The sequence below is a fragment of the Ochrobactrum teleogrylli genome, from assembly GCF_037482325.1.
Taxonomy (GTDB): domain Bacteria; phylum Pseudomonadota; class Alphaproteobacteria; order Rhizobiales; family Rhizobiaceae; genus Brucella; species Brucella teleogrylli.
Map to the genome: position 1 here is coordinate 136,826 of NZ_JBBHKQ010000003.1, position 24,324 is coordinate 161,149.

A 24,324-nucleotide genomic window follows, 5' to 3' on the forward strand; every position below is an offset into this window, starting at 1 on the left:
GGATTAAACGCAATGCTTCTGGAAGCAATAGACATAAAGAAGTCGTTTGGAAGAGTGGAGGCGCTCAAGGGCGTCTCGCTCCGCCTGCGCCCATCCACCGTTCATGCGGTGCTCGGCGAGAACGGTGCGGGAAAGTCGACTTTGATGAAGATATTCTCAGGTGTCTTTAAGCCGTCATCAGGCACGCTGCGGATAAAGGGAGAAGACGTTTCCTTGGCGCATGCCGAGCAGGCGCGCGTTGCTGGAGTGTCTACGATCTTCCAGGAGTTTATCCTGCTGTCCAATCTGTCCGTGGCTGAGAATTTATTTCTCGGCCGCGAATATCGAACACGGTTTGGCGGCCTTGATCGCCGCAAAATGGAAGACGAAAGTGGGCGCGTGCTTGAAGGTCTGGGGTTGTCAATCGATCCGGCGATCGTAACATCACGACTGCGCGTTGCGGATCAACAGATGGTGGAAATCGCCAAGGGGGTCATGCGAGATGCCGACATCTTTGTTTTCGACGAGCCAACGGCAGCTCTGGGAGACCGCGAGGCTGAACAGCTTTTTGGGTTGGTGCGAACTCTAAAGGCTAAGGGCAAGGGTATTCTCTATATCTCGCACCGATTGCCTGAGCTATTTGACCTCTGCGATGAGGTTACAGTCCTGAAAGACGGACAATTCGCCGGTCATTTCCATGTCGCTGATACGAACCCTGACCAGTTGATCTCTACGATGGTTGGGAGAGATTTAGGGCAGCTCTATCCGTCGCGCTCAGAAGAAGCATCTGCTCATGTGTCGCCAGCATTGGAGTTTGTAGATGTAGCTACAGAGGGTCTCCCGGGCCCGGTAGACTTTTCGGTGGGGGCGAACGAAATTATCGGACTGGCGGGGTTGGAAGGGCAAGGACAGATCGAAATTACGCGAGCTCTATTCGAGGGATGGCCCACAACTTCCGGTGAAATCCGGCTATTTGGCGATGCTATCCGTCACTCAGATCCCAGGGGAGGCATTCGCGCCGGCGTTGGCCTGATCCCGGAAGACCGGAAGGGAGACGGCATCTATCCAACGCTGGGCGTTGATCGCAATATTGCTGCCAGTCTGCTGCCAGGACGCGGATTGTTTCGTCTGGCGCCAACTCCCAAGGATGAAATCCTTAAACAGATCGGCAAGCTTAATATTCGCCTTGGTTCACCGTCGCAGCCTATCGGGGAGCTTTCGGGGGGCAATCAGCAAAAAGCGCTACTCGCAAGGTGGCTTCTGCGTGGCGTGAAGTTGCTGATATGCGAAGAGCCGACACGTGGCGTCGATATCGGAGCAAAATCGGAAATTTATGCGCTACTCCGTAATCTTGCAGACCGCGGTGTGCCCGTCCTTGTCACTTCCCGGGAACTTCCGGAGCTGATCGGCCTCTGTGATCGTATCATCGTTGTTCGCGAAGGCGCGACGGTTGCCGAGTTCGACGGAAAATCGGTGACAGAAGAATTGATTATGCAAGCAGCCGTCGGAGGACGAACGCAATGAACCTGCTGACATCTCATTCGGCGATTGCTTTGCGGCGGCGGTCCGCTTGGCCTGTTTTGGCATTGCTATTCCTCCTGGTCATCGTTCTCGGGGTAATGTCTCCGGGAATATTGTCGCCGCTGAACCTCACCAACATTTTGAATCAGCAGGCCAGCCTCATTTTCGTCACCATAGGGCAGGCGATCGTTGTGCTGACCGGAGGGCTGGATCTCTCCGTCGGGTCTGTTGTTAGTCTGACGACTGCGATCGTAAGCATGAATAGTCCTTGGGCGGTGCCGCTTGCCATTCTTGCCGCGCTCGTCACCGGCGCATTCAACGCCTATGGCGTAGTGTGGTTGCGTGTCCATCCGATCCTGATGACGTTGAGCACGATGACCGCGCTTCAGGGCGTAGCGCTTCTGCTCCGTCCCATCCCCGGCGGAGCGGTTCCTGGCTGGTTGGTCACCTATTCGAATGGTAATCTCTACGGCGCGCCGTATCCGGTCTGCCTTGCGGTTCTCACCGTATTCATTGCTGGATTGTCGCTGGCGCGCAGCCGGTTCGGTCTGCATCTGCTTGCCAGTGGCTCTAATCCCGACAATGCCCGCCTCGGCGGCGTAAATTCCAACAGGGTTGTAGCGGCCGCCTATGTCTTCTCCTCGTTGTTGGCTTGCGTCGGCGGAATTAACGTGGCCGGACGTCTTGCCAGCGGCGATCCGCTTGTCGGTTCGCAATTTGCTATTGATTCCGTTGCTGCAACCGCGCTCGGTGGAACACTATTATCAGGTGGGCTGGGAGGCGTTTCTGGCCCTGTCGGTGGCGTCCTCTTTCTGGCATTGCTCGCTAATGGGCTGAATTTTTTGAATATATCGACTTACTATCAAATGATCATAAAGGGCGTTCTCCTGATCGTCGCGGTCAGCGCCCACCGACGCAAGAGCCCCGGGCTCTGACATGGAAGGAATTACAACGATGGAAATCAAGGCGATCGTCGATTGCAAAACCATTTTGGGCGAAGGACCGTTGTGGGATGTTGGCGAACAGAAGCTTTATTGGATCGATTCTTATGGCGCTAAAATCTTCCGTAGCGACGAAAATGGTAGTGGCGTCGAAAGCTGGGACGTGCCGCAGAAAATTGGTTCGCTGGCGTTGCGAGAACAAGGCGGAGCGATCCTTTCGCTCGCCGATGGCTTCTACACGTTTGATTTCACAACGGGAGCGATCAGCCTTATTCAAAACGTGAAGCACAAAGCATCTACAGTTCGAATGAATGACGGCAAGGTCGATGCTCGTGGGCGCTTCGTTTCCGGCAGCATCGAAATCACAGAAAAGGGCGCCGATGCGGAACTTTACAGCGTTGGCGCTGATCGAACAGTTCGGATGATTGATGATAACATTGTGGTCTCCAACGGCCCATGCTGGAGCCCGGATGGCCGTATTTTCTATTTCGCTGACAGTCGCTCACGGGCGATTTGGGCGTATGACTACGATCTTGATAGCGGAAATGTCAGCAATAAGCGAAAGTTCTGCGAATTCGGTCCGGAGGATGGCTTGCCGGATGGCGCTACTGTGGATGCGGAAGGGCATGTCTGGAGCGCAGGCGTTTATAAAAGCAAGATCCATCGGTTCAACCCAGCGGGTGACAAAGTGTTAAGTATTGATATGCCCATTGTCTGCGTAACCAGTGTTATGTTTGGCGGACGTAATCTTGATCGCCTCTATGTTACTTCCATGAAAGAAGCGCCTGTTCCAGGTATTAAAGAAACCGGCCCATTGGCTGGCTCTCTTTTTGCCGTTGATGGTTTGGGCGTCAGGGGTGTGCCTGAGTATCGATACGGTGGATAGTGGATCTCGCAGGGGTTTCCATGCTGGTCGGAACGCGTTGGAAGCATTATAACCTTCCCAAATTAGTTAAGAGGGCTAGATGCAAACCAAATCATTGTCCCGAGCAAGCCTTTCAACGCAGCTTTATCAAGAGCTGCGACAGGGATTGATGGATGGATACTTCCGTCCAGGCCAGCGATTGACGATCGCGGCCTTGGCCGAGCAGTATGGGACGAGCATTACCCCCGTACGCGAGGCGATCTTTCGCCTCGTCAGCGAAAAGGCGCTGGAAATGAGAGCGGCGACATCGATCGTCGTTCCAAAGCTGACCTCCCGCGATTTGCGGGAGATCATTTCAATTCGTGTCGAACTGGAAGGTATCGCAGCGCAGCGTGTTGCTGAGATCGTAACCCCGAAGCAGATCGAAGATTTTGTTAGTTTGAACGAAAGCTTCATTAAAGCCGCTGCAACTGATCCAGAGCTCGCTAGCCGCATCAATCGTGACTTCCATTTTCGAATATTAACGCTGGCAGGACTGCCCTACATTGAATCCATATGTGAAAGTATGTGGGCGTTGATGGGCCCGTTCCTCCGAACATTTCACGAGGAGATACCTGTTCGTGAACTCTCCGGACGCGACCACAAGCACTTTAATCTCATAGATGCATTGAAGGACCATGATCCTGAAGCCGCCAAACTTGCCATGCAGCAAGATGTGCGATGGAGCTACGAGCTCGTTGCTGAGCAGGAGAGAGCTGAAAGCCGAAATTGAATATGGCTACTGCATTTCTGTTACTCGATAAAAATGTGCTGACCATTTATCGATTGCGGCGTTACTGTAGCGAGTCAATTTGATGGCCAAACTTCACAGGATACGTTCTCGCGATATTAAGAAAGACTCGATTTTAATTCGAACCGTGCCGACCGCGATTGTCATTCAATTTTGTGCAAAGACAGAGAGACGCAATTTGTTCTAACTCGTTGAAGAATTGTGGTTTATTGGGAAAGGCCGATGTTCTTGACTGGCGATCAGTAAGCCCTCTCAGTCGCTCTAGACAAAACTATACCCAGCGGACGGCTCTCGATACGAAGGGCCGAATCTGGCAGGAGTGTTGGTTTGAACTCAGTGTAATCTGCACATTGGACCAGACTTTTGCTGGCAAGAAGAGGGTTCGAGTCCGGTTGGATACCGGAAACGGACGGAGCAAGCAGTTCAGTCGCCGTTTACGCACTCAAGTTGCCCGTGGCTTTTCTGGGTTCTCTTCCACGCGAGGCTATGGAACAGATTCGCGGGCTGTCCTCCACGTGCTCATAGCCTGACAAGCGGCAGGTTAATAGGCGAACGACAAACTTGTCTCAGATCCAATATATCGCAGAACTCTGTCGCAACTTTTGAGAATATTTTCGTTCTATCTGATCCATAAGCTCCATCAGGTCCGCCAAATCCATGTTCTCCTCCTCTATTTTTGAAGACGCGATGTAATCCGTCGTATTTAGATATATACGAACAAATTACCAATTTGCTTAAATCTGGTACAGTATTCGTGGCTTTGGGAAGTGCTCATTCAATCTGGTATTATGCGAATACGTATATTTTGAAGTGTGGTTTCCAGATACCTAGCTGCAGCTTGTACTCGAATGAGGGTCCCGAAAACTTCGATGAGCCCGTATGCCTGCAGGCGAGTGAATGATATATGTGTCACGTTGGATTGAGCAAAGTCGGTGACACGCCGCCGTGAAAATGACGATTGAGATAGATGAGCGGTTCCATTTCCGCATCAGCCATCTGAACGTCGAGAATCTCACCAAAAAATATAGTATGGGAATAATAGGCTATTCGATCCGAGACGCGACAATCGAACGATGCCAGTGCCCCAACCAGAACGGGTGCTCCGGACTGGAGTGTTTGCCACGTACCCTTTGCGAACCTTTCGAGCCTCTTTGCGGAGCTTGAGAATTGGTCGGCTATGTCGATATATGCCGATGGTAGAATATTGACACAAAAATTGCCGCAGACATCAATGATGCTATGTGCCGAAGCATTCTGGTTGACACAAATCAGAAGTGTTGGTGGTTCGGCTGTAACCGAATTGACCGCAGTGGCGATCAGTCCGCCGCGAGTATCGCCTTGTCCGGTCGTGATGAGCGAAACTCCCGCGGCAAGGCGGCGCATTCCGGCTTTATACTGGGTGGTTAGATTCTGTTCCGGATTGGTCATTGTCGTTCCCCTTTGCTTTTTGATCGATCAATGATTGAAAGTTCTGGGCGGTGGCATTTTGCATCGTCCGCGTCGCAATGATGTTGCTGTTGCGCCATGACTGGCGAAGCCCGAAGTTTTCCTCTGGTATTGTTTGAAGCAGCTCGTTGTGAATTTTGGTGGCTAGGGAATCCGGCCAGTCGTAGTCAGTGCGCGCCTCCTTGCCCATTTTGCGCATCATCGGGCCGAGGTGATTCACAAAACCACGGAAACCATCGGGCGAATTCAGATGTGCAACTTCGAAGGGACCGATCGTCGCCCAGCGCAGGGCCAGCCCTTCGGTGACGACACGATCTATGTCGGATGCGGAGCAGTAACCCTCACCGACAAGATGCAGTGCTTCGGCGACGAGCGTGTATTGCAATCTATTGAGCAAAAAGCCGTCGATTTCCTTATTCAACGTAACTGGCGCCATTCCGAGCGATGTCATGAAAGCATGAGTCCGCTCGATTGTTGCGGCGCTCGTCGCGGGCGTTCCACACAATTCCACGAGGGGAATGAGAGATGGTGGATTGACCGGATGGGCAACCAAAGCACGTTCGGCGCTTTCGATTGTTAAAAACTCCGATCCTTTGATGGCGGAGGTGGAAGAGGCCAGAATGGTATAAGGCTGCACCAGCCCTTCAAGGTGGGCGAACAGTTCGCGCTTGACGTCTCTGTCCTCCTTGGCGGATTCCTGTACGTGATCGACCGTATCGACGGCATCGTCCAGCCGGTCATGATAAGAAATGCGTGCCATTATGGACCGAGCGGACTCGGCGATCGAGCCGCTCTCTTCCAGTAACATCAGTGTTTCAGCAATCAAGCTTCGGGAGCGATCATAGGCATCGCTTCCCGCCGCATCGAACATGGAAACATCACAGCCGCCTCGGGCAAAGGCGACAGCCCAGGCAGAACCGACAAGACCGGTTCCGACACATGCCACTCTCGTCACAGTAACCTCCCACTTATTTGCGCGCCCATTTGCGCTCGAACGCCCAGACATCCTCGAATCCGATCAGGGAGTTGAATTCCTTGAACGAAAAGAGATCGAGATTGGGCGAATTAGATGTCCCTTCCGCCTTCAATACGCTGAAGGCGATCTCTGCTGCACGCGCAGCAGCAAGCCCAGTTGCCGATGGAAAGATCGCCATGTTGTAGCCCAACTCCTGCAATTCCTTTGTTGAGCGGATCGGCGTCAATCCGCCATCGGCCATGTTTGCCATGGTCGGACGGTTCAGACGACGGCAGGCCTGACGCATTTCGTCTTCGCTTTCCAGCGCTTCGACGAACAGGATGTCGGCTCCCGCCTCGCCATAGGCTTCCATGCGCTTCAGAGCGCCTTCGAACCCGTCGGTCTGGCGCGCGTCGGTTCGAGCGATGATCAGAGTTTCGGGGCTGCGACGCGCATCGACTGCTACTTTGATCTTCTCGACCATATCTTCGACCGGAACCACGCGCTTGAATGGCGTATGGCCGCATTTTTTTGGAAACTCCTGATCCTCGATCTGGATTGCCCGTACGCCCGCTTCCTCATAGCCGCGCACCGTGTGATGCACGTTCAGAAGGCCGCCATAGCCAGTATCGGCATCGGCGATGACACCGGCCGAGACCATGGTGCAGAGCGTCCTAACCCTGTCAACCATCTGGGTGTAGGTTGCGATGCCAGCGTCGGGGAGGCCATAGGCAGAAGCAGTCATCCAGTATCCGGATGCATAGGCGAAGTCGAAGCCCATCTTGTTAAAGACGGCTGCAGTGATCATGTCGTGGATTCCAGGCGCCACGACAAACTGGCCCGAGGCAAGGGCGGCTTTCAGGGAAGGTTTGGTCATATCAATTGTTCCATGATTTCATATAGGTGATAACGTCCGTTTCATTGACGACGTCGCCATATTTGGCGTCCATGTCGAAGAGGTTCGCTTCGTGCGGCGCCGAATGGCGATCACCGACAGCATCGCGAACGATGATCGGAATGAAGCCGTGCGACGAGCAATCCACACATGTGGCGCGAACGCAGCCGCTGGTTGAGAGGCCGGTGTGGATCAGGGTGTCAATGCCGAGCGAGGCAAGTGTCGATGCAAGTGAGGTGCCGAAGAATGCACTCGGATATTGTTTGGATATGACAATTTCGCCCGGTTGCGGCGCAACGCCCTTGGCCCACGCGCCCATTGGACTGCCCTTGATGAAATTGTGTAACGTCATTGACTTTTGATAAAAGCGCCCACCATTTATGCCGCCATCGGCGTAGACCACGTTGGTATAGAGGACGGGAATACCGTTCGCCCGGGCCATATCGACGAGGCGAACGGCCGAGGCGAGCGCGTCTTCCACGCCGGCATAAAGCGCACAGTTCGGATCGAAATAGGCTTCAACGAAGTCAATGAGGATCAAAGCCGGTTTGCGACCGTAACCGAGGCGCTTGCCGAAAGCGCGTTTGTAATTGGCGTCAAGGTTTTCCTGGTCTGCCAAGAGCGGTCTCCCTTTCCAGGTCGTTAAAATATGAAAGTTGTTCAGTCGAAAGATAAAGCCACGGCGTCTTTTGCCGCTGGCCTTGTTCAAAGGCAGCGATATCATCGGCATCGTTTGCGAGAATGGACCCGATATCATCGAGTCCGCGCAGAAGCGCTTCCTTGCGATGCGGGGGGATATCGAAGCTGATTACCGGGCCTGAAGTGAGTGTAATCGATTGCGTCAACAGGTCGACGGTTAGCATCTCTCCAGCTTCCGCAGATGCGCGGATGCGCATAAGGTCTTCTTTGTCGGCTGCGATGGGCAGAACCCCATTCTTGAAGCAGTTGGCATAGAAAATCTCACCAAAACTTTCAGCAATAACCACACGAATGCCGAAATCTGCAAGCGCCCAGACAGCCTGCTCGCGGCTCGATCCCGTGCCGAAGTTTCTGGCGGCGACGAGGATTTCCGCCTTGTCGAACGGCGGCAGGTCGAGGACGAAGGGCGCTGTATCCGGGGCCGCGCGCCGTTCGTGGAACGCATGCTCTCCCAAACCCTTCTTGTCGAGAAGCAGCAGGAAACGCGCGGGAAAGATTATATCCGTGTCGAGGTCATTTTCATTGATGCTGGCCGCGACGCTTTGAACGTTATCAAACGGTTTCATGATAGACCCCCCTTGTCGCGAACGTCGGTGAGATGTCCCGCCAGAGCAGCGGCGACAGCCATAGGCGGGCTCATCAAATGCGTTCGTCCACCTTTGCCTTGTCTTCCCTCGAAGTTACGGTTGGAGGTCGATGCGCAGCGTTCGCCCTCGATCAGCCGGTCGTCGTTCATTGCAACGCACATGGAACAACCGGAGGCGCGCCACTGGAAACCGGCATTGATGAAAATGCGGGCAAGGCCTTCAGCTTCTGCCTGACGCCGCACGGCATCCGAACCAGGGACCACGATGGCTTCGACATGACCGGCAACCTTTCCATTGCCCACCACCGCTGCCGCTGCACGCAGGTCTTCGATGCGTCCGTTTGTGCATGAGCCGATAAACACGCGGTCGATACGAATGTCGGTAAGGGGGGTGCCGGGTTTGAGTCCCATATAGGCAAGACTTCGTTGCATGCGTGCCTGTAGCGCCGGATCCGTTTCCCGGGCAGGGTCCGGGACAAGGGCGTTGATGGGGGCGCATTCTTCAGGCGTTGTTCCCCATGTCACAAAAGGCGAGAGCGTAGAAACGTCGATCTCGATTTCCTGATCGAAAATGGCATCTTTGTCTGAAGGGAGGCCCTTCCAGAAAGCGATGGCTTCGTCCAGAACTTTGCCTTTCGGTGCTAGCGGCCGATCTTTCACATAAGCAAATGTCTTTTCGTCAGGTGCAACCACGCCGACCCGACTACCGGCCTCTATCGACATGTTGCACAGTGTCATGCGCTGCTCCATGGACAGGGCGCGCACAGCCGACCCGGCATATTCGATGGCATAACCCGTGCCGCCACCAACTCCTATCTTGCCGATGATGGCGAGGATCAAATCCTTGACCTCGACACCACGGGGGCGATCGCCCTCAAGGCGGATGCGCATCGATTTCTGCCTGGCTTGGCGCAGCGTCTGCGTGGCAAAAATGCATTCGCATTCACTGGCGCCGATTCCAAAGCCGATCGCACCGAAGGCGCCGTGAGTGCAGGTATGGCTGTCACCGCATACAACCACGGTTCCAGGCAAGGTGAAGCCGAGTTCGGGGCCGATGACGTGCACAATGCCATGGCGGCGGTCTCTCATGGGGATATAAGGCACGCCGAAGGACCGGCAATTTTCCTCAAGTCGTGCTACCTGTCGCGAGGCAAGCCCCTCCGCGAGAATCTGATCGCGGCGCGTGGTCGGAACGGCGTGATCGGCAACGGCAATATGCGCCTCTGGCCTGCGGATGGGGCGTTTCGACGCTTGCAGGCCAGCGAATGCCTGCGGGCTTGAAACTTCCTGCACAAGGTGTCTGTCGACATAGAGAAGCGAAGTTCCATCCGAATAGTTCTTCACCACATGAAGGTCCCAGATCTTTTCATATAGCGTACGCGGCCGAGCCGAATTTCCACTCATCAATACGATCCTGGCAGTCTCGCCCGGCCGTTTCGGTGGGCTGAAAACAAATTGAAGTTGCTGTTCTGAAAGAACTTGCGTCTATCGATTAGCTGGCACTATAGTGATTTTGCATGCGCATGCAAGTTCTTTCAAAATTTGTTCGGCATGCGTCAATAAGAAAGGAAGATCGATGAGACTCGGAGTCGACGTCGGGGGAACATTCACTGATTTGCTTCTTCACGACGATAAAACCAAGCGCACATACCAAGCCAAGACACCTTCCACTCCGGAAGATCAGTCTGTCGGCGTCGCCAATGGCGTAAAGCTGATTTGCGAGAAGGCTGGCATTGCGCCCAGCGACATCTCGCTGATCCTGCATGGAACGACGGTGGCCACAAACGCCGTTCTTGAAGGAAAAGGCGCAAGAGTGGGCCTTTTGGTGACAGAAGGCTTCGAGTACACTCTGCATCTCGCCAAATCCTGGACGCCCGGTCCGCTGTTCGGCTGGATCGTCATGGACAAACCCGATCCACTTGCTTCGCTGGCCGATACAAGGGGCATCCCAGAGCGCCTCAATGCGCGGGGTGAAGTCGTGCGCGAGCTGGATCGCGAAAAGGCTGCCGCACTCATTGATGACCTGTGTTCATCGGGCATTGAAGCGCTGACCATCTCACTTATGCATTCCTATGCAAACCCGGTTCACGAGCGGCTGCTGGCCGAGATTGTGGCTGAGCGTTTTCCGCATATTCCAGTCTCTTTATCATCGGATATTCTTCCGGAATTCCGCGAATATGATCGCGCCATCACGACGGTGATGAACGACTATGTCCGTCCGATCATGACGCGCTATCTTTCGCGTATCGAAAAGCGCCTGAAGGAAGACGGCGTTAGCGCCCGTCTGCATATTGTCCGTTCCGATGGTGGCTTGATGAGTGCTCAAGCAGCTTCCGAACGCCCGGTTCACACGGTGCTGTCCGGTCCTGCAGGCGGCGTGACTTCCACGGTCATGGTTTCTCGCCGAACTGGGATCAAAAAACTGCTTGCCTTCGACATGGGCGGAACCTCTACCGACGTTTCGGTCATCCTCGACGGCGAGCCGACGATTTCCCGCTCAACAGAGGTAGGGCCTTTCCCGGCTAAGGTGCCGACGCTGGACGTCCGCTCGGTCGGCGCTGGCGGTGGTTCCATCGCCGAGGTTTCTGAACTGACCAAATCGCTGCGTGTCGGCCCGCGTAGCGCTGGCGCCAGACCGGGACCGGTCGCCTACAGCCGCGGCGGTACTGAACCAACGGTTAGCGACGCCAATGTGGTGCTTGGATATCTGCCGCCCGTCCTGCTCGGTGGCGATATGAAACTCGATGTGGAAGGCGCGAAGAACGCCGTCGCAGGGATAGGCGAAGCTCTCGGACTTTCAGCAGAAGACGCGGCTCAAGGTATTATTGACATCGCCAATGAGGTCATGCTCGGTGCGTTGCGCGTCATCACCGTGCAGCGCGGTCTTGATCCGCGTGATTTTGGCATTGTTGCTTTTGGTGGTGCGGGGCCATTGCACGCGAACTCGATGGCAGAATTACTGGGCTGCTATCCGGTTGTCGTTCCAGCCAATCCTGGTGTTCTTTCGGCACTGGGCTTTCTCGAATCGGAGTTCAAGAACGAATTCGTTCAGACTTTTATTCATTCCAGTACCAATCTTGTCGCGGAAAACGTTTGGAGCCGCTTCGATGAACTGGAAGCCAAAGCATTCATCTGGCTTGAAGAAGAAAAGGTGCCAGCAGCAGACCGCACCCTGAAATATTCCCTTGATCTGCGTTACGAACAGCAGGGATTTGAAGTCACGGTCGACCTTGATGAGGCCGTGCTGCGAGGTCGGGGAAGCTTCGAGAGTGTCTTCGAGAAGTTTCATGCTACCCATGAGCGGCTGTATGGCGTTCGCTTTCACGTCCCCGTTGAACTGGTCGCGCTGCGTGTCATCGCAACAGGCGCTACCGTGCCAGTGGAAGAAGCCGCTCCTGCTGCCGCGGGCGATGGCCAGAGCAGCGCGCTTATTGAAACACGTCGAAGCTATTTCAAGGGCCGCTGGATCGACACTCCAAACTATGATCGCTCGAAATTGAGCGTCGGCGAGCGCGTGGCCGGACCGGCAATCATCCGGCAATACGACACGACGACGGTGCTTCTGCCCGATCATTATGCCGAGGTCGATGCGCATGGAAATCTGCTGATCTGGCCGAATATCAAGAGGAACTGAGATGACCAAGGTTGATCCAATTACGCTCGATATCATCGAGAACGCTCTGAAGAATGCGCGTTATGAAATGGATGGTGTTGTCGTCCGTATCGCACTGTCCCCGGTTATCCGCGAGCAGCACGACGAATTTCCGATGATCTGCAATGCACGCGGTCAAATGGTCGTCGGTCAGTTTGGTTCCTACATTCCCGCGATTGTCGAACAGTTCAAAGGCGATTTGAACGACGGCGATATCTTCGTGTGGAACGATCCCTATGCCTGCAAAGGATCCATCTCGCACAATAATGACTGGTGCGTGATGCTGCCGATCTTCCATGAAGGCGTGCTGGTCGGCTTTTCCTCCATTTTCGGCCATATGGTCGATGTGGGCGGCAAGGTGCCGGGATCGATGCCATTCGATGCGCGCACCATCTGGGAAGAAGGTTTGCGTATTCCGCCGGTTCGCATCTATGAGAAGGGCGTGCTCAACAAGGGCGTACTCGACATCATGCTCAACAACACGCGCACACCGGATATGAACCGCGCCGATCTCATGGCGCTCGTCGCCGGTTGCCGCACTGCGGCGCTGCGCGTGCGCGAAATGTGCGATCGCTTCGGTCGTGAGACCTATATGGAAGCGTGCGACATGCTTCTCGATCGTACGCGCGACGCCATGAGCGTGCTGATCGATAAATATATTACCGACGAACCGGTTTCGTTTACAGACTATGTCGACGATGACGGTGTCGGCAACGGTCCGTTCAAGATGACATTGTCCATCTACAAGAAGGACGGAAAGGCGGTTTTCGACTGGACCGGTACCGACCAGCAGGCGGAAGGGCCGATCAACTTCCATATCCATGAGGGCCTCTGCAAACTTTTCTTCGGCGTCTATATGATCATGGCGTTCGATCCATCGATCCTCTTCAACGAGGGTTTCTACGATCTCTTCGAAGTCATTCTTCCAGAAGGCAGTTTGCTCAACCCACGATTCCCGGCAGCTCTTTCAAACCGCCTGAACACGCATACCCGCTTTTTCGATTGTCAGGCGGGCGCGCTCGGTCAACGTGCGCCGCATCTTTCGATGGCGGCGGGTTACGGCACCAGCCCCCACTTTATCTATACGGGACACGACAAGAACGACAAATATTTCCAGCTCATGGAATTGTTGTTTGGCGGTGTTCCGGGGCGTCCACGCGGCGATGGACTCGACGGTCATGCATGGTGGCCGCTATTCTCGGCTACACCCATCGAGTATATTGAGAACTACTACCCGATCCTCATCGACAGCTATCGTCCGATCAAGGATTCTGGCGGTCCTGGTCTTAACCGTGGCGGCGCTGGCATCGAAAAAGTCTATCGTATGCTAGAGCCCGGCAAAGTTTCCATCCATGACGACCGCGAGATTGTTCCGCCATGGGGTATCAATGGTGGCCTTTTCGGCGGAACGTCAAGCAAATGGCTTATCCGGAACGGCGAGAGTAAAGCCGAACGCATTCCCTCCAAGATTGACAATCTGGCCGTGAATGCCGGGGATGTAATCGTCTTCAGGACGGCGGGCTCCGGAGGTTGGGGAGACCCGCTTGACCGTCCGGCAGATCTCGTGGCGCGCGATGTCCGCTATGATCTGGTTTCGGTCGAGCAGGCTTTCGAAGGCTATGGTGTCGTGGTGACGCCGGATGCTCAGGTTGATGAAACGAAGACCGCAGCTCTTCGGGCAGAGCGCAAGCGTGAGCGCGGTGAACCTGAACCGTTCAGTTTCGGGTTTATTCCGACTGCGCAGGCTGCAGAATAATCAAAACCAGCCGCAGAGCCTCAAAGCTTTGCGGCTGGTTTTTTCTGTTGTTTTATTTGCTGAAGATGCGCGGGATCGTTGCGCGCCAGAGCATTTCGCCGGGAACCGCGACATCCTTTTGGAGGTCGAATTCTTTCTCCGCGTTGTCGAGCTGGAGAAGTTGCAGAGTCTCGAAAACCATGCGTTGTAAAGGCTGGCACACTGTTGTCAGCTGGTAGGGTGGGCGCCCGCTTTCCGGAATGCCATCGAAGCCGGCTACCATCACATCTTCAGGAATCCGTTGCCCATAGCGCAGTCGCAGCGTGTCCATGGCACCCATCGCCATGATATCGGCGATGCCGAAGATTGCATCGGGCATGTCGCGCCCGCTGGCGAAATGCCGATCGATTGCAGCTGCGCCGCCTTCGTAAGTGGAGCCACCGGCATATTCGAGAATATTTTCACGCCGGATCCCGTTTTCTAGAAGCCGCTCGGCGAAACCTCGGACACGGTCCTGACTCGTCGAACCGGTTGGGTCACCGGTGATCATGAGAAAAGTACTGGCGCCCGCAGCAAGAAAGGCTTCTGCAATAAGACGACCGCCCGCCACATTGTCGCAACGCACGCCATATGTTCCGCTGAATGGAATATAGCGATTGAACAACGCAACAGGAATTCCGCGATCCTGACAAAGATTGACCATTCGTGTGGAAAGCTGCGCAGAAGTGAGGATGACCGCTTCTACCTGATACTGAAGAATTTTCAGAATGGCATCGTCGGTGCTTGTTCCATCGCCGAGCGCGAAGGTCAGGGCTTGCCGCCCCATTTTTTGCAGTTCGAAGCTGAAGGTTTCGAGAACATGCACATAGAACGGATTATGCAGATTGCCCAGAATGAGAGCGACCATATTCGATCGATTGGTCGTAAGACTGCTGGCGATCGAATTTGGCACATAATTCAGCTTGCGTGCCGCTTCGATAATTTTCTGGCGTGTCGATTCTTTGATGCTTGATCCCGGTGTGAATGCACGCGATACGGCCGATTGCGAAACGCCCGCCAATGCAGCCACGTCAAAAGATGTCGTTCTCAGGGAACGTCCTTGCATAAAAACCTCTCGCAACCATACGCATCTCGAAGGCACTCTGGGTATAAGCGGTGGCGCCGCAACTTACAGTTTACAGTCGAGCACCCGTACCGACTATTTGCAACTCATCTCAAATTTTTGAGGACTTTGCAACGGAGAGCTCTGCACAACATTTCGTTAAAAAGTATAATAATTGCATGCGTATTCATTTTTTGCGTCTGTTCTGAATCAGGCTGCAGTCCAGCCGCCGTCAATTGGCATGACTGTACCGGTAATAAACGACGCCTCATCACTAAGGAGGTAGCATGCCAGATTTGCGACCTCCTGCGCAGTTCCAAAGCGCCCGAGAGGATGGCGCAATCGCGATGCTTCGATAGCCTCAGGAGATGTGTGTGAAAAGACCCGGTCCATCATGGGTGTTTCAATAGCACCGGGCGCAACCGCATTCACACGGATATGGAATGGTGCGCAGTCCAGGGCGAGGCTCTTGCAGAACGAGTTTATCGCGCCTTTTGACGTTGCATAAGCGATGCAGTTTCTGCCGCCAGATATCGAAAGTTGTGTGGAACAAAGGAGAATATTACCACCACGAGCCCTTTTCAGATCGTCAAGAACCGCACGGACAACATTGACACTTCCCATGAGATTGACCTGAAAACAACGCATCCAGTCAGCGTCTTCTACAGTTTCAATAGCGCCGGAGCATTCGATACCGGCAAAGGCTGCAACCGCGTTGAACGGCCCTCTGTCTGCTCGAACCGCATTGACACACTCATCGACCTGCGCCCGGTTTGTGACATCGACCGTGTAAAATTCTACGCCGTGAATGCGTTCTGACGGAACTTGCCGGTCGAGTCCAATGACTTGCGCCCCTTCCTGTACAAGCTGAACGGCTGTTGCGTAGCCAAGGCCGGATGCCGCGCCTGTAACCACGATACGCTTTCCGGAAAAGCGCTTCGCGTTCAATAGGGGTGCTCCTTTAGCCAATCGATATAAGCCGCCAAACCCATATCGAAGCTCACGGCCGGTTCCCAGCCGAGATCACGTTTGGCCGCATCGATTAACATATGGCCTTGAACATCCGTATCCTGTAGCAGACCGGTACCGATGGCTGCACTGATCTGCGGCAGCAGGTGGCGTATCTTCTCCAGCATATCGCCGACACGGACGAATTCACGTCCGTTGATATTGTATGCCGTTTTCGGCAGAGATGGAGCAGCAAGAGCCATTCTGATGGCTTCAGCGACATCATCGACGTGAACGAATTGGAGGTAATGATCGGCGCCGGTCGCGAGTTCGTATTTTTTTCCCAAAGCCGATCGAACGATTGGCTGGATCAGCGCATCAGTCATGCGCCCTGGCCCATAGACCCAGCCTATGCGCAAAGCAACAGCGCTAACACCGCGCCTTTCTGCAAAACTTTGCAGAATGAGATCGGTGGCCGCTTTGCTTGTTCCATAGAAAGTGGAAGCTGTGAGAGCGGCGTCTTCGTCCATCGCCGACAGGTCCGTTGCATTGCCATAGGCCGAAACCGATGACATTGCGATGAAACGGCGAAATTTCAGTGCCTCCGCCAGGGAAAGGAGCTGGGTTGTGCCACGGATATTGATATCCAGCACTTCTGCCGGATTGTCGTTGAGCAGCATCGGTCCAGAGATACCGCCACAATGAACGATGCTTTGGCATCGTCCGGCGATTTTGCCGGCATGCAGGCCGATATCGCGAATGTCGGCAGCGTAAAATTCAATACCATCCAAAAAGGGCTCTCGTGGCGAAACCGTATCGGTGGCGATCACTCCATACCCGGCCCGAACCAGAACTTCAGCAGTTTTACGACCGATGAAGCCAGCTGCTCCGGTGAGGAAGACAGTTTCGAATTGTTCCATCATCTCCAACACCTCACGCGATATCCGACTCTTCGCGGCCACGGGCGAACTGCGACACGGTGACTGCCAGGATGAGAGCTGCACCGTTGAATGCGCTCGTTACCCAAAGCGGAATACCGAGCATGGTGAGTCCGGTGATGCCGGTAGCTAGAAAATAGACGGCGATCACTGCACCCCAGGGGTTGAAACGTCCCGGCATAATTGCTGTGGCGCCAAGATAAGCGGCCGCGAAGGCGGGTAGCAACAGGTTCAGGCCGGAGAACGGGTCTGCTGCACCGAGCAAGCCGGCATAGACGATGCCGCCGACGCTTGCGAGGACGGAAGAGGCTATCAGGCATCCGACGCGCACACGCGAAACGTCGATACCGGAAAGTCGCGCCACTTCACGGCTGCGGCCGACGAAGAGGATACGCCGCCCGAGTGGCGTGAATTCGAAAACAAACCAGATTATGAGCGCAATCAGAATGACATAATAGAACGCATAGGAGATGCCGAAAAACTTGCCGCGAGAAACAAGGTTGGTGAGAATTGGCGAAATGCCGCCAATCGTGGAAGAGTTCGTCATCCACTGTACGATGCCTGTGAGTACTGATGTCATACCAAGTGTCACGACAAGCGACGGGATACGGACGAAAACGATGAAAAATGAATTGATCGCACCGATGATAATGCCGATCACGAGTGCTATGGGAATCACCGCTCCAATGGGCAACTGGTAAATGACGTTCAATACACCAATCGTGACAGCGGACATGGTCAGCGTCGCACCGACCGAGAGATCGTAATCGCCTGCGGTCAACGGAATGATCAAAGCGAGTGCCAACACCGCGCCCGGTGCCTGTGTGGCGAAAAGAATCGAAAAGTTGGTCCAGGACAAGAAAATGCCCGGAAGAAGGATCGAAAAAGCGACGATAATCAGAAACCAGACCCCGACCAACGCATAGCGTTCGATATTGCGGCCAAAGCTAAGCGTCGTGGACTTTTTTTCATGCTGCATTGATACTTGTGTGACCATAACAGGCCTCCGCAATAGTGTCTTTTGTGATTTCGCTGCCGCTCAATTCGGTGGCGACCCGGCCTTTTGAGAACACAAGAACCCGGGTACAGAGATCGGCAAGCTGTTCGAAATCTGAACTGGCGCATATGACTGCGGCACCACCCTCTGCCGCTTTCCTTATGACGTCGAAGACCTGCTGTCGGGTGCCCACATCGACGCCTTGCGTCGGTTCATCCAGCATCAGGAATTTTGGAGAACGGATCAGCCATTTGGCCAAAAGAACCTTCTGTGCATTGCCTCCGCTGAGCGCGCCGAGATTGAGATTTGGATCATTGGGGCGTACCTCATATTGCACACCGAGTTCCTTTGACCTCTTCACCATCTCGGCTCGTCGCAGGCCAAAACGCCCCATGAAACGACCGAGGCTCAACACTTGCATGTTGTCGGTAATCGAAAGCGACATGGCTCCGCTCGCTTTCGGTCTGTCTGCGGGAAGCAAAGCCATTCCTAGGTTGACGGAACGTTTCGGAGACGCGCTTGTGAGATTTATTTCCTGGCCATCCAGTACAAGTGTGCCGCTGCCGGTCTTCGTCGCGCCGAACAGAAGATAGGGGATCTTCTCGTAGCCCGATCCAATGAGTCCTGTCATGCCGAGGATTTCACCCTGGGCAACGCGCATTTCGGGAACATTCAGTTCCGGCTCCGCAATATCCTTGATATGGACGCGAATGGCGCTCGGCCCAGACGCGGGCAACGCTGTCGTGGTTCGCATAACGCGGCGTCCAATAATGCTTTCGACGAAGTCGTCATGACCGGCATCTTTTGTCACCAGGGTCCCGGAGACGAGCCCATCTCTCAGGATAGTTGCGCGATCCGTGATCTCCCGCACTTCGTCAATGTCATGCGAGATGAAAATGACGCTGTCGCCATGTGCGGAAATCCGGCGCACCAGTTTAAACAGGCGCGCGACACCCTCCTTAGGCAGGAACGGTGTTGGTTCATCCAGAACGAGGATGCCGCGTCGACCACTCTGCTCACTGGCAATCCGCAGGTCTTCCGCTGCTCGCACGATAGCAATCAGAGCGCGATCGGTTTGCGACAAAGCAGAAATACGACCTTCGAGGTCCATGTCGATGTTGAAACGCTCAAGCGCCTCACTGGCGGCTTTGCGCTCGACACGCCAGTCGATCCACGTATTCTGCCCAGTAATTGTGGCAACGCGCATATTTTCGAGAACAGAAAGCGAAGGCACCAATCCGAGATGCTGATGCACGAAGGCCATCTGGTAATCGCGGAAAGCGCCCGCGCGCATCGGCAGTTCCAGAGATCTGCCGAAAACGGATATCGAGCCCCCCGCATCGGGCGCGTGGAAACCAGACAGAATTTTCACGAATGTTGACTTGCCGGACCCGTTTTGTCCCAGAAGTCCGTGAACCTCGCCGGGGGCAACGGAAAAATCGATGCCTTTAAGGGCGCGTGCGCCCCCAAAAGTCTTGGCAATCTTTGAGACCAGCAGAGCAGGTACCACCGCTTGCAAAGCCTGTTCCGGGTTTGCTTCTTCAGGTGCTATCGACATTGCGATCACTGCATCTTCCAGGTCTCTTTGAAACCTTTCACATAATCTTCGCCATAGCCTTTGTTCGGTTCGGCCGGCACGCCCGCAGATTCAACGTTGGATGCGTCGAAGATGTAGTAGGGTACGCCGATGTCTTTAGGCATAGGCAGACCGGCGAGCTTGCGCATGTATCCGTCGATGGTGGCGCGGGCCACCCAGTCGAGACTCTCACCGATGTCCATCTCGACCTTGCCCTCACGAATGAAGTCGAGAACAAAGGGCGTTCCGTTTGAGGTCGCGATCTTTACCGCCTCACTCTTGCCCGTGAGGTCGATTGCCGGCACGACAAATTGCGTCATGCTGTCATAGATCGGAATGACGTAGTTAGCGTTCGGCTTGGCTATCAACGCTGACTGCACCGATGGCTGGATTTTCGTACCCCACTCCGTAATGCCAACATTGATTTCCTGCACGATGGTGCATTTAGGGCAGTTCTTCTCAAACGCGTCGTGAATACCCTTGACCAGCGGTGCGGTTGGAGGAACCTCATCAGACTTTACCACGATTGCGTGGGCATCGCCCTTGGTCTTGTAGATCATCCAATTGCCAAGCAGCCAGCCCTGACCGTAAAAGCTGACCGGCAAGTCGCCTTCCAAAAGTTTGTTTGCAGGTTGTGATGGGTCATAGAAATGCGAGGTGAAAACCTTGACGCCCGCATCCTTCGCCGACTGCAATTGCGGCTCAACCACTGCCGGGTTTACTCCGGAAATGAGATCAACGATATCGATTTTGTTCTGTATGGCATATTCGATACCCTGTACCCACTGATTAGGTTGACCCTGATTTTCCCACTCGCGGACGTTCAGGCCGATCTCTTTTCCTACAGCAATTTCTCGAGTGATGATCCCCTTGAGAAACTGGTTCGAACTGGTGTTTGGGATCGACAGCATTGACTTGCCTTTGGCAACGGCTTGAATGTCGTAAGCCTCACCAGCAGGTGTGTAGACGGGCGGTTTGCGGTGCGCCTCGATGATTGCCGTCGCGCGGGCCACCCCGTCGCTCGTTTCGTCCGCCCGTGCCAAGACCGTTGAGGCCATCGAAAGCAGCAGGAAGCTCGCGGTTACCAGCAATGCCTTACGTCGATCGTTTATCATTCGAAGTTCCCTCTATTTCCTGTAAACCAGGTTTCTTTTCGCATACGTATTCATTCATCTGCCGCTTGTGCTTGTCAATATGTTTATTTCGCTATGTTACGGGCTGCACTTGCGGTCACATTCGAGTAATATCGTCAGTAAATTCAATTTAATCATTTGTTTTATAAAGATAAATCGCTACGCTTGATGCTCTGTTTGAATATTTCTCATGTGGCTTGACAAGGAGCAGATTTGCCCAAATTCTGAATACGTATGCCAAAATGAAGGGAACAACCATGGCCAAGCATCTCGAACTCGGTTTATTTCTGCCCAGCACCAGCGGTGGATTGATTATGGCCAAGGGAGAACCGCCGCAGAACAAAGCAAGTTATAAACTCAATCGCGACGTCACACTGGCGGCGGAAGCGGGGGGCATCGAGTTTGTTCTGTCCCAGGTAAAATGGCGCGGCTATGGGGGCGAGTCCGGTCATTGGGATGCCGCGCTGGAGTCTTTTACCCTGATGTCGGCTTTGGCCGCTGTCACAAGCACGATCAAGCTTTACGCTTCGGTGGCTGTCCGCACGATGAATCCCGCTGTGCTTGCAAAGATGGCGGCGACGGTTGCCGATGTTTCCGAGGGGCGCTTTGGTGTCAATATCGTGGCAGGGTGGAACAAGTTTGAATATGCCCAGATGGGCCTTTGGAGTGACGACGACTATTATCTCAACCGCTACGAATATGCTGACGAGTATCTGAGCATTCTCAAGCGTCTTTGGAGTGAGGAAAGTGTGACTTTCGAAGGCAAGCACTTTAATCTCACGGACTGCAAGTCCTGGCCCAAACCTTCCTATCCGCTGCCTGTCGTTTGTGCAGGCCAGTCGGAAGGCGCGCTGAAATTTGTCTCGAAACAGGCCGATTTTTCTTTCGTTGGTCGGATGAACGATACACCCGAGCAATTACGCGACGTTGTCGAAAAGATTTCGGGACTTGCTGCTGAGCAGGGGCGGACAGTTCGCTCCTACACGCTTCTCAACGTGCTGGCTGCACCGACTGACGAGGAGGCTGAGCGCGAACGCGGTCATTATCTGGCAAATAAGGATGACGTTGCAATTCAGGAATTTTTGCGCGTGTCGGGTATGGACGTCAATCGCGCCGACTATCTGAAGCTTGATCCCGCGACGGTCACCTTCATGTCGATTCCTTACATTGTGGGGTCCTACGCCAAAGTGGCCGCTTACCTTGATAGTCTTGCGGAGCAAGGGCTGCACGGTGTCTGTCTGACTTTCCCCGACTTCGCGACTGACGTCCCCGATTTCATCGCCAATGTGATGCCGCTCATGAAATCAAGAAACCCGAACTGATAAAAGCCGACGGGTGGTACTTTTGTCACCACCCGACCTCGGTTGAGTTTCATGTTGGAGCACAGCCCAAAAAGTGTGAAACGGTTTTCGAAAAAAGCGCGTTCTAATCGGCAGTCCACCCGCCGTCGATCATGAGAGCGGTTCCCGTGACCATCGATGATGCGTCGGACGCGAGATAGAGCACGGCCGCCATGATGTCCTCCACCTTGGCGAGGCGACCGAGTTTGATCTTATCCTCAATCCAGCGTACGCGGTCTGGATTGGCAAAAGTTTGTTCGGTGAGCGGTGTGCGAACGAAGGTTGGGCAGATGGTGTTGACGCGGATATCGAATTTGCCCCATTCGATGGCCATGGACTTTGTGAAGCCTTCGACCGCGTGCTTGGAAGCGCTGTAGACAGCGCGGTCTATTCCTCCGACCTGCGCCATCTGGGACGAAATATTGATGAGTGATCCCGCTTTGCTTTCCTGGATCAAACCTTTGGCGACTGCTCGCGTCAGAAAATAGGAGCCGCGAACATTGATGCCGAAAACAGCGTCGAAATCGGCAATAGTCGTTTCGAGTGCTGGCGAATGACACGCGAGTCCCGCACTGTTAACAAGAATATCGAACGGCCCATGGAGGGCGATCTGGCGTTCTGTTTCTTCGCAATTTGCGATATCCAGCGGAAGGGCCACGGCTGAATATCCTTGGGCACGTATGGCATCGACCGCTTCTGTGAGTTTGTCGACACTGCGAGCGGCCAGAACAACGTTAGCGCCAGCTTCCGCCATGGCAACAGCCGCACCGAGACCTATGCCTGACGAGGCGCCAGCCACAAGCGCGCGCTTGCCGTCCAGTCGAAACGAAGGGGTTTTCGGAAGTTTCATCGGATCTAGCCTCGACTTTAACTCAGGGATGCGCGGGCGGCGTTGCGCCCGCGCTTAGCACGCTATTCGGCGGCGACGCCATAAGGAACGTTTTGACCACCATACCGACGCACACGAATATTCGCCTGTTCGGCATGGCCGACAAAACCTTCCAGCATGCAAAGCCGCGAGCAATAGGCACCGATTTCGGCGGCGGCGGCGTCGGTGGTGATACGCTGGTAGGAATGGGTTTTCAGGAACTTGCCCACCCAGAGCCCGCCCGTATAACGCCCGGCCTTCTTTGTCGGCAAGGTGTGGTTTGTGCCGATAACCTTGTCGCCATTCGCGACATTGGTACGCGGCCCGAGGAATAGCGCGCCATAGGAATGCATGTTTTTCAGAAACCAATCGTCCCGATCCGTCATCACCTGAACATGTTCCGAGGCAATATCATTAGCTACTTCGAGCATTTCCTCGTACGTGTCGCAGACGATCACCTCACCATAATCCCGCCAGGAAATGGAAGCCGTTTCTGCCGTCGGCAAGAGGGTGAGCAATCGATCAATCTCAGCTATTGTGTCGCGCGCGAGCGTCTCCGAATTGGTGACAAGGACGGCCGGAGAATTATATCCGTGTTCGGCCTGACCAAGGAGGTCCGTGGCGCAGATTTCCGCGTCGACTGTTTCGTCTGCAATGACCATTGTTTCCGTAGGGCCAGCGAAGAGATCAATGCCCACACGACCGTAAAGCTGCCGCTTGGCCTCGGCCACAAAGGCATTGCCAGGACCGACCAGCATATCGACGGGTTTGATTGTTTCGGTGCCAAGTGCCATTGCCCCAACTGCCTGCATGCCGCCGAGAACATAGATTTCGTGCGCGCCCGCCTTGTGCATCGCGGCGACGATAGCAGGATGCGGCTCGCCCTTCTGCGGTGGAGCGGACGCCACGATGCGCGGAACGCCCGCCACGGAGGCGGTCAGTACCGACATATGAGCAGAAGCGACCATCGGGAATTTCCCGCCCGGTACGTAGCAGCCGACGGACTGGACTGGAATATTGCGATGCCCGAGAATGACACCCGGGAGTGTTTCGATTTCGATATCGCGCATGGACGCCTTTTGCGCTTCGGCAAAACGTCTGATCTGCGCTTGAGCGAATTCTATATCGGCCATGTCGCTTGCCGAAACTTTACTCATCGCCGCTTCAATCTCAGAAATGCTGAGGCGGAAGGACGGAGGTGAGAATTTATCGAACTTTGCAGACAGTTCGCGCACTGCACCGTCGCCGCGTGTTTCAATATCTTTCAGTGTCGTTTCTACGGTCATTCGAACTTTAGCATCATCCTCGGCTCGCTCGGATGCTGGCTTGCCTCGCTTGAGATAGGTAATGCTCATTGG

General features: G+C 54.4%; 21 protein-coding genes. 7 read left to right on the forward strand and 14 right to left on the reverse strand.

The annotated features are described in order from the left end of the window. Positions 1 to 12: 12 nt before the first annotated feature. The 4 genes from WIX40_RS23290 (at position 13) to WIX40_RS23305 (ending at position 4,078) form a co-directional block, all read left to right on the forward strand. Positions 13 to 1,503: a sugar ABC transporter ATP-binding protein gene (locus WIX40_RS23290; RefSeq protein ID WP_339442523.1), complete on the forward strand. Its 1,491-nt coding sequence runs from the start codon at positions 13 to 15 to the stop codon at positions 1,501 to 1,503. Next, positions 1,500 to 2,435, forward strand: coding sequence for an ABC transporter permease (locus WIX40_RS23295; protein WP_339442524.1), 936 nt, complete (start codon positions 1,500 to 1,502; stop codon positions 2,433 to 2,435). Before WIX40_RS23290 ends, WIX40_RS23295 begins: the two co-directional genes overlap by 4 nt. 19 nt (positions 2,436 to 2,454) lie before the next feature. Continuing rightward, a complete protein-coding gene (locus WIX40_RS23300; RefSeq protein ID WP_339442525.1) occupies positions 2,455 to 3,327 on the forward strand; it encodes an SMP-30/gluconolactonase/LRE family protein in 873 nt (290 codons plus the stop codon). A 79-nt stretch (positions 3,328 to 3,406) separates the two neighbouring features. Continuing rightward, complete coding sequence (locus WIX40_RS23305) at positions 3,407 to 4,078, forward strand: GntR family transcriptional regulator (RefSeq protein ID WP_339442527.1); 672 nt, start codon at positions 3,407 to 3,409, stop codon at positions 4,076 to 4,078. Between the two features lie 927 nt (positions 4,079 to 5,005). Here WIX40_RS23305 and WIX40_RS23310 read toward each other — a convergent pair. Genes WIX40_RS23310 through leuC form a run of 6 tightly spaced genes read right to left on the reverse strand, consistent with a single transcriptional unit; the run spans position 5,006 to position 10,081 of the window. After that, positions 5,006 to 5,524 (reverse strand): flavin reductase family protein, encoded by a 519-nt coding sequence (locus WIX40_RS23310; RefSeq protein WP_339442528.1) that lies wholly within the window; start codon positions 5,522 to 5,524, stop codon positions 5,006 to 5,008. Then, the gene (locus tag WIX40_RS23315; protein ID WP_339442529.1) at positions 5,487 to 6,548 is read right to left on the reverse strand and encodes a 3-hydroxyacyl-CoA dehydrogenase NAD-binding domain-containing protein; all 1,062 of its coding nucleotides are present in this window, start codon (positions 6,546 to 6,548) and stop codon (positions 5,487 to 5,489) included. Before WIX40_RS23315 ends, WIX40_RS23310 begins: the two co-directional genes overlap by 38 nt. Beyond that, positions 6,511 to 7,374 (reverse strand): isocitrate lyase/PEP mutase family protein, encoded by an 864-nt coding sequence (locus WIX40_RS23320; protein WP_171319564.1) that lies wholly within the window; start codon positions 7,372 to 7,374, stop codon positions 6,511 to 6,513. Before WIX40_RS23320 ends, WIX40_RS23315 begins: the two co-directional genes overlap by 38 nt. Before the next feature lies 1 nt (position 7,375). Next, positions 7,376 to 8,011 (reverse strand): isochorismatase family protein, encoded by a 636-nt coding sequence (locus tag WIX40_RS23325; protein ID WP_339442531.1) that lies wholly within the window; start codon positions 8,009 to 8,011, stop codon positions 7,376 to 7,378. Further along, positions 7,989 to 8,657, reverse strand: coding sequence for a 3-isopropylmalate dehydratase small subunit (leuD, locus tag WIX40_RS23330; protein ID WP_171319563.1), 669 nt, complete (start codon positions 8,655 to 8,657; stop codon positions 7,989 to 7,991). The genes WIX40_RS23325 and leuD overlap by 23 nt, the downstream gene beginning before the upstream one ends. Beyond that, positions 8,654 to 10,081 (reverse strand): 3-isopropylmalate dehydratase large subunit, encoded by a 1,428-nt coding sequence (gene leuC / locus WIX40_RS23335; RefSeq protein WP_339442532.1) that lies wholly within the window; start codon positions 10,079 to 10,081, stop codon positions 8,654 to 8,656. Before leuC ends, leuD begins: the two co-directional genes overlap by 4 nt. Before the next feature lie 172 nt (positions 10,082 to 10,253). Between leuC and WIX40_RS23340 the strand changes: the two genes are divergently transcribed. Both WIX40_RS23340 and WIX40_RS23345 read left to right on the forward strand, forming a co-directional pair. Continuing rightward, the gene (locus WIX40_RS23340; RefSeq protein WP_171319561.1) at positions 10,254 to 12,311 is read left to right on the forward strand and encodes a hydantoinase/oxoprolinase family protein; all 2,058 of its coding nucleotides are present in this window, start codon (positions 10,254 to 10,256) and stop codon (positions 12,309 to 12,311) included. A gap of 1 nt (position 12,312) precedes the next feature. Continuing rightward, positions 12,313 to 14,085 carry a hydantoinase B/oxoprolinase family protein gene (locus WIX40_RS23345; protein ID WP_339442534.1) on the forward strand — a complete coding sequence of 591 codons (1,773 nt, stop codon included), beginning with the start codon at positions 12,313 to 12,315 and terminating at the stop codon, positions 14,083 to 14,085. A gap of 52 nt (positions 14,086 to 14,137) precedes the next feature. Here the strand turns inward: WIX40_RS23345 and WIX40_RS23350 are convergent, their stop codons facing one another. From WIX40_RS23350 to WIX40_RS23375, 6 genes are all read right to left on the reverse strand, one after another. Next, complete coding sequence (locus WIX40_RS23350; protein ID WP_171319559.1) at positions 14,138 to 15,169, reverse strand: LacI family DNA-binding transcriptional regulator; 1,032 nt, start codon at positions 15,167 to 15,169, stop codon at positions 14,138 to 14,140. Between the two features lie 207 nt (positions 15,170 to 15,376). After that, positions 15,377 to 16,114: an SDR family NAD(P)-dependent oxidoreductase gene (locus WIX40_RS23355; RefSeq protein ID WP_339442537.1), complete on the reverse strand. Its 738-nt coding sequence runs from the start codon at positions 16,112 to 16,114 to the stop codon at positions 15,377 to 15,379. After that, positions 16,111 to 17,037, reverse strand: a complete 927-nt coding sequence (locus WIX40_RS23360; RefSeq protein ID WP_339442539.1) for an NAD-dependent epimerase/dehydratase family protein — start codon at positions 17,035 to 17,037, stop codon at positions 16,111 to 16,113. The genes WIX40_RS23355 and WIX40_RS23360 overlap by 4 nt, the downstream gene beginning before the upstream one ends. Before the next feature lie 10 nt (positions 17,038 to 17,047). Then, positions 17,048 to 18,049: an ABC transporter permease gene (locus WIX40_RS23365; RefSeq protein ID WP_339442540.1), complete on the reverse strand. Its 1,002-nt coding sequence runs from the start codon at positions 18,047 to 18,049 to the stop codon at positions 17,048 to 17,050. After that, on the reverse strand, positions 18,021 to 19,607 hold the full coding sequence (locus tag WIX40_RS23370; protein WP_339442541.1) for a sugar ABC transporter ATP-binding protein: 1,587 nt from the start codon (positions 19,605 to 19,607) through the stop codon (positions 18,021 to 18,023). Before WIX40_RS23370 ends, WIX40_RS23365 begins: the two co-directional genes overlap by 29 nt. 5 nt (positions 19,608 to 19,612) lie before the next feature. Next, positions 19,613 to 20,740, reverse strand: a complete 1,128-nt coding sequence (locus tag WIX40_RS23375) for a sugar ABC transporter substrate-binding protein (protein ID WP_339442543.1) — start codon at positions 20,738 to 20,740, stop codon at positions 19,613 to 19,615. Between the two features lie 275 nt (positions 20,741 to 21,015). Between WIX40_RS23375 and WIX40_RS23380 the strand changes: the two genes are divergently transcribed. After that, on the forward strand, positions 21,016 to 22,080 hold the full coding sequence (locus WIX40_RS23380) for an LLM class flavin-dependent oxidoreductase (protein WP_339442544.1): 1,065 nt from the start codon (positions 21,016 to 21,018) through the stop codon (positions 22,078 to 22,080). Between the two features lie 103 nt (positions 22,081 to 22,183). Here WIX40_RS23380 and WIX40_RS23385 read toward each other — a convergent pair whose 3' ends face one another. Both WIX40_RS23385 and hisD read right to left on the reverse strand, forming a co-directional pair. Next, positions 22,184 to 22,948: an SDR family NAD(P)-dependent oxidoreductase gene (locus tag WIX40_RS23385; RefSeq protein WP_339442545.1), complete on the reverse strand. Its 765-nt coding sequence runs from the start codon at positions 22,946 to 22,948 to the stop codon at positions 22,184 to 22,186. Between the two features lie 62 nt (positions 22,949 to 23,010). Next, positions 23,011 to 24,321 carry a histidinol dehydrogenase gene (gene hisD, locus WIX40_RS23390; protein WP_339442547.1) on the reverse strand — a complete coding sequence of 437 codons (1,311 nt, stop codon included), beginning with the start codon at positions 24,319 to 24,321 and terminating at the stop codon, positions 23,011 to 23,013. Between the last annotated feature and the right edge of the window lie 3 nt (positions 24,322 to 24,324).

Bases quoted from the DNA above. Each gene is read 5' to 3' on its own strand.
- WIX40_RS23290 (WP_339442523.1), top strand. From the start codon at position 13: ATGCTTCTGGAAGCAATAGACATAAAGAAGTCGTTTGGAAGAGTGGAG.
- WIX40_RS23295 (WP_339442524.1), top strand. From the start codon at position 1,500: ATGAACCTGCTGACATCTCATTCGGCGATTGCTTTGCGGCGGCGGTCC.
- WIX40_RS23300 (WP_339442525.1), top strand. From the start codon at position 2,455: ATGGAAATCAAGGCGATCGTCGATTGCAAAACCATTTTGGGCGAAGGA.
- WIX40_RS23305 (WP_339442527.1), top strand. From the start codon at position 3,407: ATGCAAACCAAATCATTGTCCCGAGCAAGCCTTTCAACGCAGCTTTAT.
- WIX40_RS23310 (WP_339442528.1), bottom strand. From the start codon at position 5,524: ATGACCAATCCGGAACAGAATCTAACCACCCAGTATAAAGCCGGAATG.
- WIX40_RS23315 (WP_339442529.1), bottom strand. From the start codon at position 6,548: ATGTCTGGGCGTTCGAGCGCAAATGGGCGCGCAAATAAGTGGGAGGTT.
- WIX40_RS23320 (WP_171319564.1), bottom strand. From the start codon at position 7,374: ATGACCAAACCTTCCCTGAAAGCCGCCCTTGCCTCGGGCCAGTTTGTC.
- leuD (WP_171319563.1), bottom strand. From the start codon at position 8,657: ATGAAACCGTTTGATAACGTTCAAAGCGTCGCGGCCAGCATCAATGAA.
- leuC (WP_339442532.1), bottom strand. From the start codon at position 10,081: ATGAGTGGAAATTCGGCTCGGCCGCGTACGCTATATGAAAAGATCTGG.
- WIX40_RS23340 (WP_171319561.1), top strand. From the start codon at position 10,254: ATGAGACTCGGAGTCGACGTCGGGGGAACATTCACTGATTTGCTTCTT.
- WIX40_RS23345 (WP_339442534.1), top strand. From the start codon at position 12,313: ATGACCAAGGTTGATCCAATTACGCTCGATATCATCGAGAACGCTCTG.
- WIX40_RS23350 (WP_171319559.1), bottom strand. From the start codon at position 15,169: ATGCAAGGACGTTCCCTGAGAACGACATCTTTTGACGTGGCTGCATTG.
- WIX40_RS23360 (WP_339442539.1), bottom strand. From the start codon at position 17,037: ATGATGGAACAATTCGAAACTGTCTTCCTCACCGGAGCAGCTGGCTTC.
- WIX40_RS23365 (WP_339442540.1), bottom strand. From the start codon at position 18,049: ATGGTCACACAAGTATCAATGCAGCATGAAAAAAAGTCCACGACGCTT.
- WIX40_RS23370 (WP_339442541.1), bottom strand. From the start codon at position 19,607: ATGTCGATAGCACCTGAAGAAGCAAACCCGGAACAGGCTTTGCAAGCG.
- WIX40_RS23375 (WP_339442543.1), bottom strand. From the start codon at position 20,740: ATGATAAACGATCGACGTAAGGCATTGCTGGTAACCGCGAGCTTCCTG.
- WIX40_RS23380 (WP_339442544.1), top strand. From the start codon at position 21,016: ATGGCCAAGCATCTCGAACTCGGTTTATTTCTGCCCAGCACCAGCGGT.
- WIX40_RS23385 (WP_339442545.1), bottom strand. From the start codon at position 22,948: ATGAAACTTCCGAAAACCCCTTCGTTTCGACTGGACGGCAAGCGCGCG.
- hisD (WP_339442547.1), bottom strand. From the start codon at position 24,321: ATGAGCATTACCTATCTCAAGCGAGGCAAGCCAGCATCCGAGCGAGCC.